At 40.7% G+C, this 11198-nt stretch carries 10 protein-coding genes; 8 read left to right on the top strand and 2 right to left on the bottom strand.

Annotated features, from left to right (window positions below; all coding sequences use genetic code 11):
• Nucleotides 1-55: 55 nt before the first annotated feature.
• Complete coding sequence (locus HMPREF1505_RS06170; protein WP_155948920.1) at nt 56-1285, bottom strand: MFS transporter; 1230 nt, start codon at nt 1283-1285, stop codon at nt 56-58.
• A gap of 440 nt (nt 1286-1725) precedes the next feature.
• Here HMPREF1505_RS06170 and HMPREF1505_RS13500 point away from each other — a divergent pair, with 440 nt between their 5' ends.
• The 8 genes from HMPREF1505_RS13500 to deoC all read left to right on the top strand — a co-directional run bounded on the left by HMPREF1505_RS13500 (nt 1726) and on the right by deoC (nt 9477).
• On the top strand, nt 1726-2019 hold the full coding sequence (locus HMPREF1505_RS13500) for a hypothetical protein (RefSeq protein ID WP_231480359.1): 294 nt from the start codon (nt 1726-1728) through the stop codon (nt 2017-2019).
• An 80-nt stretch (nt 2020-2099) separates the two neighbouring features.
• Nucleotides 2100-2540 (top strand): transporter, encoded by a 441-nt coding sequence (locus HMPREF1505_RS13495; RefSeq protein WP_231480358.1) that lies wholly within the window; start codon nt 2100-2102, stop codon nt 2538-2540.
• Between the two features lie 124 nt (nt 2541-2664).
• Nucleotides 2665-4536 (top strand): tRNA uridine-5-carboxymethylaminomethyl(34) synthesis enzyme MnmG, encoded by a 1872-nt coding sequence (gene mnmG, locus HMPREF1505_RS06160; RefSeq protein WP_036923747.1) that lies wholly within the window; start codon nt 2665-2667, stop codon nt 4534-4536.
• 116 nt (nt 4537-4652) lie between these two features.
• Nucleotides 4653-5183, top strand: a complete 531-nt coding sequence (locus HMPREF1505_RS06155) for an adenine phosphoribosyltransferase (protein WP_013264907.1) — start codon at nt 4653-4655, stop codon at nt 5181-5183.
• A gap of 304 nt (nt 5184-5487) precedes the next feature.
• Nucleotides 5488-7323, top strand: coding sequence for an excinuclease ABC subunit UvrC (gene uvrC, locus HMPREF1505_RS06150; RefSeq protein WP_036923746.1), 1836 nt, complete (start codon nt 5488-5490; stop codon nt 7321-7323).
• Between the two features lie 31 nt (nt 7324-7354).
• The gene (dtd, locus tag HMPREF1505_RS06145; RefSeq protein WP_036923745.1) at nt 7355-7807 is read left to right on the top strand and encodes a D-aminoacyl-tRNA deacylase; all 453 of its coding nucleotides are present in this window, start codon (nt 7355-7357) and stop codon (nt 7805-7807) included.
• Nucleotides 7808-8004: 197 nt separating this feature from the next.
• Complete coding sequence (locus tag HMPREF1505_RS06140; protein ID WP_036923744.1) at nt 8005-8328, top strand: nucleotide pyrophosphohydrolase; 324 nt, start codon at nt 8005-8007, stop codon at nt 8326-8328.
• A 201-nt stretch (nt 8329-8529) separates the two neighbouring features.
• Nucleotides 8530-9477 (top strand): deoxyribose-phosphate aldolase, encoded by a 948-nt coding sequence (deoC, locus tag HMPREF1505_RS06135; protein ID WP_036923743.1) that lies wholly within the window; start codon nt 8530-8532, stop codon nt 9475-9477.
• A gap of 716 nt (nt 9478-10193) precedes the next feature.
• Here deoC and HMPREF1505_RS06130 read toward each other — a convergent pair.
• Nucleotides 10194-11174, bottom strand: coding sequence for a polyprenyl synthetase family protein (locus HMPREF1505_RS06130; RefSeq protein WP_036923742.1), 981 nt, complete (start codon nt 11172-11174; stop codon nt 10194-10196).
• Nucleotides 11175-11198 lie beyond the last annotated feature (24 nt).

The raw sequence follows: 11198 nt of genomic DNA, 5'->3' as shown, positions 1-11198 counted from the left end.
TCACATTGTTGATAAAGTGAATTTATAAAAAGCGAAGGCTAATCAAAGATGCGGCTTACTCACGCTTCATCTTTGGCAAATAGACGGCTATAATACCTAACAAAGGGAGTAATGTACTTACTTTAAAGACAAAGAGAATACTCGTTTGATCGGCTAACCAACCAAAGAAGGTACTGCCAAGACCACCAAGACCAAATGAAAGTCCATAGAAGATACCGGCTATCGTACCGATATGATTGGGCATGAGGTCGGTTGCATAAACCAATATTGCTGAAAAGGCTGATGCTATAATGAGTCCAATGATAGCTGATAAAATGATTGTTCCAGCAAGACTACCCACATAAGGGAGCATGATTGTGAATGGCGCTGCCCCAAAGATAGAGAACCATATCACGTATTTACGCCCATAGCGGTCGCCTATCCAGCCTCCAAGAAGGGTTCCGACAACTTCTGCTGCTAAGAAAACAAACAGGCAGAGTTGGGATGTTTGAATAGATACCCCGAACTTCTCTATCAGAAAGAAGGTGAAATAGCTAACCATACTCTCTGTATAAAAGTTCTTGGAGAACATCAATACGAAGAGGATAAACACAAAACCATAAATCTGATTACGCGTATATGCCTTTGCTGTTGTCCATCGTGCCCTACTGCGTTTACGAACGACCTTTAATTGTTTTACATGCCATTTTCCTATATAAATCAGTATAACGGCTAAAAGAAGGGCTATAAACGCAAACCAGCGTACACCACTCAAGCCGACTGGTATCACTATCAGGGCTGCAAACAATGGTCCTGCTGCAAAGCCACCATTGCCTCCTACCTGGAAAATACTCTGTGCTAAACCATTGCGTCCACCAGAGGCTTGCTGTGCCACTTGCGAACCTTGCGGATGGAATATAGAAGAGCCTAAGCCGAACAACGATACAGATAATAAGATGACGAGGAAACTATCGGCATACGAAAGCATAAAGATTCCTATAAGCGTGAACACCATACTCACAGGCAATTGCCACCAACCATGATGCTTATCGGCATAGAGTCCTACAAAAGGTTGGATGATGGAAGAGGTTAGCTGTAGTACCAGTGTTATGATTCCAACTTGAAAGAAGGATAATCCAAACTCATCTTTCAACATCGGGTAAATTGCTGGGAGCATCGAATGCATTGTGTCATCTAACAGGTGACAAAAACTTATCGTGAGCAGAATGCCTAAGGCTGTACGTTCTTCGTTTCCTACTTCTATCGTATTATTTAGCTTCATATGTTGATTATTATCTCCGAACATGCAAAGGTACATATTATCTTTATAAACAAAGAAAGCAAACTTGTATAACTATGAAGCATCAACTGCTTTTTACAAGTTGAATTTCATCCATCGACACGAGCCTCTCTTTATAGGGTGTGGAGCCTCCGCACCACACGTGCGAGGCGTTAGCACAATATGTGCGGAGCGTTAGCACATCATGTGCGGAGTATCAGTACGACTATAGAAAGGGGTGGAATGAGTAGCTATCAGTCGTAAAAAAGATAGCAAAACGCCATTGGTTTTCGCAGATAAGGAAGACTTTAACCATAAAATACGCATTTTCAAACGATTAATGCGTATCTTTGTAGCTGATATAACATTCCCCTATTTGAAGATAAGCGTAAAAAGATAATATTACGGATAGGGGACTGTAATCCACATTAAAACAAACAACAACATTATTAGAAAGAAAGAAGACTATGATAGCCTATCTTAGAAGTGGTTTAAAAAGAACTTCATGTTTATCTCTCCTTACGTTCATCTCTGCACATTCAATGGCACAAGACACTGAAGATTTCTCTCCAGATGCCCCTGGTGCTACGACTGGTGTCGGGATCATGAAACCAGGAAAGATTGATTGGGAAACTGGTATCGTACTTGAATGGGACAGAAGAAACGGTGGACACGCACGTACTTTCACTATCAACACATCTTTGTTTCGTCTTGGACTGACTCCACAAGCGGAGGTAAGACTACAGATTGATAATGTATAACCCATACACCTGAAGGGATTTTTGGGGGTATTGCTAATGCCGCTATTGGTACGAAAATCAAGGTTTATGAGGGTGGAAAGGTGTTTCCAAAGGTTTCCTTTATGGGTACAATACTCATTCCTGGTGGTAGTAATGCACACTACCTTCCCAAACATGTAGGTATTCAAGCTCACCTCTTATTCGAAAACGAATTGAGTAGTAAGTTTACATTGGGTTATGACTTGGGAGGTGAATGGGATGGAGATACAGAAAGTCCTGACCTTTTCTTTGGTGCTAACCTCACTTATCAGCCTACTGACAAGTGGAGCTTCTTCGTAGAAAGCTATAACCGATACAACTCAAAGCGACAGGACGACTGGGCAAAACCAGGACATGACAGCCACTTCAACTTTATGAGTGAAGTCGGAATGGATTATAAGGTTTCACCACGGCTGCACCTAAACACTTACTACGACATTTCTTTCAACGAATTCTCACGATATAGTAACATTGGGTTGGGCATCACTTGGCTACTAAACTAAGAGAAAAAGGAAATTAAGAGAGGAACTTTTCTTTCTATTATATAGGTATAATTCGATTTTATTTCTTAATTTTGTGTCGGTATAAATTAGGGGTATTATGCCCCTATACTTTTGTAAAAAGACGATGAAATTCAAGTATGATGTACTTGTTATCGGTGGTGGACACGCTGGTTGTGAGGCTGCTACAGCAGCTGCCAACTTGGGTGCGAACACTTGTTTGGTAACAATGGATATGAATAAAATCGGTCAGATGAGCTGTAATCCTGCCGTCGGAGGTATAGCCAAAGGTCAGATAGTCAGAGAGATAGACGCTCTCGGAGGCTATATGGGACTGGTAACCGATGCTACAGCGATTCAGTTTCGTATGCTGAACCGATCAAAGGGACCTGCCGTTTGGAGTCCTCGAGCACAGTGTGACCGTGGTAAATTTATCTGGGAATGGCGCACAATACTCGACCATACGGACAATCTCGACATCTTTCAGGACCAAGCCGACGAGCTATTGGTAGAGAATGGTAAGGTGTTGGGTATCAAAACGATATGGGGTATTGATATCTATGCACGTACAGTGATTATCACTGCGGGAACCTTCCTCAACGGACTGATGCATATCGGTAAGCGAAAGGTGGAGGGTGGACGATGTGCAGAGCCTGCTGTTCACAACTTTACAGAGAGCATTACGCGCCATGGGATTCGTGCTGATCGCATGAAGACGGGTACCCCTGTGCGCATTGACCGCCGTTCGGTACACTTTGATGAGATGGAACCACAACCGGGAGAGACCGACTATCATCAGTTCTCTTTTTATGGTCCGCATCGTCATCTACCACAGTTGCCTTGCTGGACGTGTAACACGAATGAGGAAGCACATGAGGTTTTGAGACGTGGAGTGGCTGACTCTCCCCTATTTAATGGGCAGATTCAGAGTACAGGACCACGCTATTGTCCTTCGATTGAGACGAAACTCGTCACCTTCCCTGACAAGAATAGCCATCCTCTCTTCCTCGAACCAGAGGGCGTTGACACGAATGAGATGTATCTGAATGGCTTTTCTTCAAGTATGCCTTGGGAGGTACAGTTGGATGCTATACATAAGATTCCTGCCCTGCGTGACGCTAAAATCTATCGTCCTGGCTATGCTATCGAGTATGATTACTTTGATCCAACACAGCTAAAACAGTCTTTGGAGTCGAAAGTAATCGAAGGTTTGTTCTTTGCTGGGCAGGTGAACGGTACGACAGGATACGAGGAAGCTGGCGGACAAGGCTTAGTGGCGGGTATCAATGCCGCCCTACTCTGCGCGGGTAAGGATCCTTTCGTAATGAATAGAGACGAGAGTTATATCGGTGTGTTGATTGATGACCTTACTACAAAGGGCGTTGATGAACCTTACCGTATGTTTACTTCGCGTGCAGAATACCGTATTCTCTTACGCCAAGATGATGCAGATGCTCGACTGACGGAGCGTGCTTATAACATAGGTATAGCTAAACAGGACCGTTATGACTGGTGGATGCAAAAGAAGGAGCATATCAATCGGATTCTTGATTTCTGTAACAACACTTCTGTTAAGCCTGATGTTGTAAACGGTTTCTTGGAGCATTTGGGTACTTCTCCTATCAAGGGAGCAACGAAGATAGTAGACCTTGTTGCACGTCCACAGGTCAACTTTGAGAACCTTTCGGCTGTAATTCCAAGCCTTAAAGAGGCTATCGAGGCTTCGCCGAACCGTAAAGAAGAGATTGCTGAGGCTGCTGAAATCAAGCTAAAGTACAAAGGCTATATCGATCGTGAGCGTGTATTTGCTGAGAAAATGCGACGTCTTGAAGACATTAAAATCAAAGGACACTTCAAGTATAGTGAACTACACGACCTCTCTACAGAGTGCCGACAGAAGTTAGAACAGATTCAACCGGAGACGCTCGCACAAGCAAGTCGTATTCCTGGAGTGAGTCCAAGCGACATTAATGTACTGCTTGTCCTCATGGGAAGATAACTTTCTTTGGACAAATAAGTCCTAACACGTGGATAAAAGGAACACTCCTAAAGGTTAAAAAACGCCTGTTTCACGTGAAACAATAGCATAAAACAAAACTATATAACAAACTGAAAATGAATAAAAAACTATTATTAGACAACCTGAGATGTATCCCGGATTGGCCTATTAAGGGTGTTAACTTCCGTGATGTGACTACCCTATTCAAGTCACCTGAAGCTCTTCAGGAAATTACTGATGAGATGGTTGATCTCTACAAAGGTAAGGGTGTAACCAAGATTGTGGGTATCGAGAGTCGTGGCTTCGTCATGTCTTCTGCCGTTGCCACCCGTTTGGGTGCTGGTATCGTACTTTGCCGCAAACCTGGTAAGCTTCCTTGCGAGACCATTCAGGAAAGTTATCAGAAGGAATATGGTGTAGACACAATCGAGATTCATAAGGATGCTATCAATGAGAATGACGTTGTTTTGCTCCATGATGACCTCCTTGCAACTGGCGGAACGATGAAGGCTGCATGTGACCTTGTTAAGAAGTTTAATCCTAAAAAGGTGTATTGCAACTTCATTATCGAACTCCATTCGGAATTTCCTAACAGTCGTGACCAGTTCGATAAGGACATTGAAATTACTTCTTTACTCCAATTCTAACCAGCAAGACTGTGACAAAAATCTTTCCTCCCCACCTTTTTTATATGGAAAAGAGGAAACGAAATGAAAATAAAAAGAAGAGGAGTAACCCAAACAAAGGGTCGCTCCTCTTTTCTTTAAAAGTACATCATCGAGGCTTGTAAACCGTCACTACGATACCAAGATTTGGTCACTAACTATCGTGCCAAGCCTTAGCACCATATGTGTCAACGTGAAGCACCATATGTGCCAACGTAAAGCACGGTTCGTGTTCCACGTGAAACAAAACGCTTTAAAAGCCCTTTATACAAAGGAGTTACGCAAAATGAATAAAGAAGATAACTTGAAGCGAACTGCATATCTTAAGAACATTGTTCTCAATATGCCTGAGAAACCAGGCACATATCAGTTCTATGATAATGAGAAAACAATCATCTATGTTGGCAAGGCGAAGAACCTTAAAAGACGTGTGTCTTCCTATTTCCATAAAGAGGTTGACCGTTTTAAAACGAAGGTGTTGGTTTCTAAGATTCATGACATTTCATATTCTGTGGTCAAAACAGAAGAAGATGCACTTCTTATAGAAAATCAACTTATCAAGCAATACAAGCCTAAATACAACGTATTGCTGAAAGATGGTAAGACTTACCCAAGTATTTGCGTAACGAATGAGTATTTCCCACGTATATTCAAAACACGTACTATCAATAAACGTTATGGTACTTTTTATGGTCCATATAGCCATATTGGAAGTATGTATGCAATTCTTGATATCATTAAGAAGGTATACAAACCGCGCACTTGTCGCTTCCCTATTACGAAAGAAGGTATCGAACAGGGTAAATATAAGCCTTGCTTAGAGTATCATTTACATAACTGTGGAGCACCATGTATCAATAAACAGAGTTATGAAGATTATCAAGAAGCGATAAAACAAGCACGTGAAGTATTAAAAGGAAACACTCGTGATGTGCAGAAACTTCTGAAACAAGAAATGGATAAATATGCGGAGGAATTGCGATTTGAGGAAGCTGAATTATGTAAACAGCGTTATTTAGCCCTCGATAACTTCGCAGCAAAGAGCGAAATCGTAAGTCATACGATTACAGATGTTGATGTTTTCACTATTGTAAGTGATGATACAAGAAAGAATGCGTTTATTAACTATATCCATGTAACTAATGGTGCAATCAATCAAAGCTTTACTTACGAATACAAAAGAAAACTCGATGAATCCGATGAAGAGTTGCTAAATGAGGCCATTCCAGAGATACGTGAACGCTTTAATAGTACCGCAAAAGAGATTATCGTACCTTTTGAACTTGATTTTAAAGTAAAGGGTGCTGAATTCTTCATACCACAACGTGGTGATAAACATCATCTATTAGAACTCTCTGAGATGAATGCTAAACAGTATAAGTTCGACCGATTAAAACAGACTGAAAAGCTAAATCCAGAACAAAAACAGACACGTTTAATGCGAGAACTCCAAGATAAGCTGAAGTTATCGAAGCTTCCTTACCACATAGAGTGCTTCGATAATTCAAATATCTCAGGTTCTGACGCTGTTGCTGGCTGCATAGTATATAAAGGAATGAAGCCATCTAAGAAGGATTATCGCAAATACAACATCAAGACTGTTGTAGGTCCCGATGACTATGCATCCATGCAGGAGGTGGTAAGACGACGTTACAGCCGTATGCAAGAAGAAGGAACTCCCCTACCCGATCTCATCATTACCGACGGTGGAAAGGGTCAAATGGAGGTTGTAAGAGAAGTTGTTGAAGACGAACTCCACCTCAGTATTCCAATTGCAGGACTTGCCAAAGACGATCGTCACCGCACAAACGAGCTTCTTTTCGGCTTCCCACAGCAGACAATAGCACTCGACATCAAGGGCGAACTCTTCAAAGTTCTTACCCAAATACAGGACGAAGTGCATCGTTATGCCATCTCTTTCCATCGAGATAAACGTTCTAAAACACAGCTACACAGCGAGTTAGACGACATAAAAGGTATCGGACCAAAGACAAAGGATGCACTTTTAAAGAAACTAAAGACTGTAAAACATATAAAAGAAGCTGATTTACAAGAACTTACAGAAGTAATAGGAGCAAGCAAAGCAACTATTGTCTATAATTATTTCCACGCTAATCAGTAACTAATTAAAATAAATATTGTACATTTGCGATATGAGAATTGTAATACAACGTGTTAGCCATGCCTCTGTTACTATCAATCAGCAAGTAAAGTCTTCTATTGGTACAGGATACCTTATCCTATTAGGTATTGGTAAAGACGATACTGAAGAAGATATCAACTGGTTGGTAAAAAAGATCATAGGTTTGCGTATTTTCGACGATGAAATGGGCGTAATGAACCGCAGCATCATGGATATTAATGGCGAAATTCTCGTTGTTTCACAGTTTACACTGATGGCAAGCTATAAGAAAGGGAACCGTCCAAGCTGGATTCATGCAGCCCCACACGAGCTCTCTATTCCACTCTATAATCGTTTCTGTGACGCTATAAGCGAAGCTATTGGGAAACCAGTAGGCACAGGAGAGTTCGGTGCAGACATGAAAGTAGAACTCCTCAATGATGGTCCAGTAACAATCTGTATGGATACAAAGAATAAGGAATAGACGACATAACGTTCATATCAATCATCCTTACAGAACACTTTTAAAGTACTTAGAAACCTGATAAACAGCCAAAAACAGCGATTAAATCGATGATATTTTATCATTAAAGCTATCAGAGCCTATAACCATGTATAGACTTTTTAGCTGCAAATAACCTACGTTTAACATGTAACAATCAAATAAGGAAAACGGAAACAATGACAATAGAAGAAGCACAACAAGCCATTGACAAATGGATAAAAGAAAATGGTGTACGCTATTTTAGCGAATTAACCAACATGGCTTGCCTCACAGAAGAGGTAGGAGAATTAGCTCGTGTAATGGCTCGTACCTACGGAGACCAGAGCTTTAAGGAGGGTGAGAAAGCCAATTTAGGAGAAGAAATGGCTGATGTCCTATGGGTTCTACTCTGCCTTGCCAACCAAACTGGCGTCAATCTCACAGATGAACTACAGAAGAGTTTTGACAAGAAAACCAAGCGCGACAAGGATAGACACAAGAACAATCCTAAATTAAAATAAGACTATTTAATGTCACAAAATAGTCTATAATATTCAAACAAGAGATATTTTGGAGGAAAATAGAGGGTAAAATGACAGCAGAAAAAGACCATACTCCACACTTAGAAATAGTCAACAGAAGTGGTATAAAATAAAAGTATGCTCCTCCCCTACCTTCACTCTACAAAGAAATAAAAACAAACAATATAATAAAAACAAATCATGGGAACAATTAAAGACACTGTTTCAAAAGACATCCAGGCACAAAAAGCCGTTGGAATCGTCGAAAAAAGCGAGTACGAACAAGCCTTATCACAGTACAATCTCAACATCACCGACGAGGAAGTTAAGGCTGCCGTGACAAAGATTATTGCGGAAAAAGTATCAGAGAACGACAACCTTGAAGTAAAGAAATTCCTCTTAGGCAGCGTTGAGCTTACTACGCTTAGTACAACAGACACAGAAGAAAAGGTATTAGAAATGGTTGAGAAAGTAAACCGTTTTGACTCTGAATATCCTGATTTACCACATGTTGCAGCTCTCTGCGCTTACCCATGCTTCACAAAGTTGATGGCAGACAGTCTTGAAGTAGACGGTGTTGACATTACAAATGTAACAGGCAACTTCCCTTCTTCACAGACCTTCTTGGAGGTGAAAACCATCGAGACAGCACTTGCAATCAAGGACGGAGCTACTCATATTGACATCGTTATGCCTGTAGGTAAGTTCCTTTCAGGCGATTACGAAGGCGTATGTGACACCATCAACGAACTTAAACAAGTGTGTGGAGACGTTCCTATGAAGGTGATTCTTGAGACTGGCGATCTTGGCAATGCAAGTGCTATCAAGACTGCATCCCTGCTCTCTATGTACGCAGGAGCCGACTACATAAAGACAAGTACAGGTAAGGAGAAGATTAGCGCAACACCAGAGTCTGTATATGTTATGTGTCAGGCTATCAAGGAGTACTATGACAAGACAGGTATACAGATTGGTTTAAAGCCTGCTGGCGGCATCAATACTGTCATGGATGCAGTAATCTACTATACCATTGTTAAAGAGGTCTTAGGCGAGAAATGGCTCACAAACTACTGGTTCCGCATGGGTACAAGCCGCCTTACCAACCTCTTGTTAAGTGAAATCATTGGTACAGAGACAAAATTCTTCTAAACTCTTCTGTCATCAGTAACAAAAAATTAAAACGCTGAAACTGATAAAATAAAACAAAAGTAACCTATAAGGGGCATACACTTTGTATGTCCCTTTTTTCGTATCTACACTTGAAATCATCTCTCATTTATTGTTCTATCAAAAAAAAAACAATTTTAAATGAATCCAATAATATAGTCTATTTTTAAATATTATATAGATTATATTTATGAAACACCTCATTAAAAAGGCACGAAAAGACAACTTCCAGAAACACAGTAAACAGCAAGAAAAACACACAAATATAAACTAAATAAGCACAGGAAATTATCTCTTGTAGTCGCATAAAACTATAAGTACTCCAAAATAATAAGATAAACAGTATTTACATGGTATCTATAAATCAATCAACTTATGGTCAAAAGCCATCGTTATAAGGGCAAAAGATAACCTATAAGTAGTATTATTGTGAAGTAAAACACCATAAACACATATGGTGCGGGGCATCCGCACCATATGTGCGGACGCTCCGCACGATTGGTGCTAAGCCTTAACATGAGTAATATGTAACATAACAACGCATGTCATTGATAAAGAATAAGTCAATAAAAGACATAAAAAGAGTTTCTCCTTATGTGATGGATAAACCATCATCATAAAGAGAAACTGTCGTTATCATCACAAAAATTAATCAATCTCACGATGAAAAGGGATTTTTTAGCACTAAACAAGTGCAATTACTTCTTCCTTTTAATTACATAATCAAGGTAAGTCTGGAGAGAAGAACGAATACTATCATCCTTAACATACTTATCAAGGAAAGTCTGTGCTTCAGCATGAAAGTCCCACATACGACGTTCAGCATATTCAATACCGCCACTTACCTTAGCAAATTCTACCAATTTATCGATATCTTCGCGTGTCACCTCGTGTGCTTTCACCTTATGAGCTAAGGCAAGCATCTCCTCATTTTTCGTCGAATTCAACGCATAAATAATTGGTAAAGTGAGCTTTCCTTCAGCCATATCATTACCCGTAGGCTTACCAATTTCTGCCTCAGAGTCATAATAATCGAAGATATCATCACGAATCTGGAAGACAATTCCGAGATGTTTGCCAAAGAGTCGTGCTGCTTCAACCTCCTCATCGCTTGCATTAGCCGACTCAGCACCAATAGCAGCACACGATTCAAAGAGCGCAGCTGTCTTACGTTCAATAATTTTATAGTAAACCTCTTCGGTGATTTCCTTATTCTGAATATTCCACAATTGGAGGATTTCGCCATCACTCAACGTACGACCTAACTCTGCAAGATAGCGCACAATAATCTCTGAGTGCGTGTAACTAACATGAAGTAAGGCAGTTGAAAGCACGTAATCACCCACTAATACAGCCACCTTATTATCATAATCAGCATTCACACTCGCCTGTCCTCTGCGAGCAGCCGCCTCATCAACGACATCGTCATGAACAAGTGAAGCCGTATGTAAAAGCTCCAATCCCACAGCCGCATGCTGTGTTGCTTCAGAAACCTTACCAAAGTTCTTAGCCATCAGAAGGATGAGAATAGGACGCATACGCTTCCCTGCTCGTTGCTTGATATGGTTCAAAACCGTACGCAACAAGCCATCTTCGTGGTCGAGAGCATGATTAAAAAGGTCGATGAAATCGCCTAATTCTGTCTCAATCGGCTGTTTTATGAGTGAAAGAGTATCCATTTTTGACTTTAAATTTGATACAAA

The sequence above is a fragment of the Prevotella sp. ICM33 genome (genome assembly GCF_000517825.1).
GTDB lineage: Bacteria > Bacteroidota > Bacteroidia > Bacteroidales > Bacteroidaceae > Prevotella > Prevotella melaninogenica.
Note: the sequence above shows the minus strand (reverse complement) of the source record. Positions and strands in the feature narration are given on the sequence as shown.

Coding starts and splice junctions, on each gene's coding strand:
- HMPREF1505_RS06140 (WP_036923744.1), top strand. CDS start 8,005: ATGACAATAGAAGAAGCACAACAAGCCATTGACAAATGGATAAAAGAA.
- HMPREF1505_RS13500 (WP_231480359.1), top strand. CDS start 1,726: ATGATAGCCTATCTTAGAAGTGGTTTAAAAAGAACTTCATGTTTATCT.
- mnmG (WP_036923747.1), top strand. CDS start 2,665: ATGAAATTCAAGTATGATGTACTTGTTATCGGTGGTGGACACGCTGGT.
- HMPREF1505_RS06155 (WP_013264907.1), top strand. CDS start 4,653: ATGAATAAAAAACTATTATTAGACAACCTGAGATGTATCCCGGATTGG.
- deoC (WP_036923743.1), top strand. CDS start 8,530: ATGGGAACAATTAAAGACACTGTTTCAAAAGACATCCAGGCACAAAAA.
- HMPREF1505_RS06130 (WP_036923742.1), bottom strand. CDS start 11,174: ATGGATACTCTTTCACTCATAAAACAGCCGATTGAGACAGAATTAGGC.
- HMPREF1505_RS06170 (WP_155948920.1), bottom strand. CDS start 1,285: ATGTTCGGAGATAATAATCAACATATGAAGCTAAATAATACGATAGAA.
- uvrC (WP_036923746.1), top strand. CDS start 5,488: ATGAATAAAGAAGATAACTTGAAGCGAACTGCATATCTTAAGAACATT.
- dtd (WP_036923745.1), top strand. CDS start 7,355: ATGAGAATTGTAATACAACGTGTTAGCCATGCCTCTGTTACTATCAAT.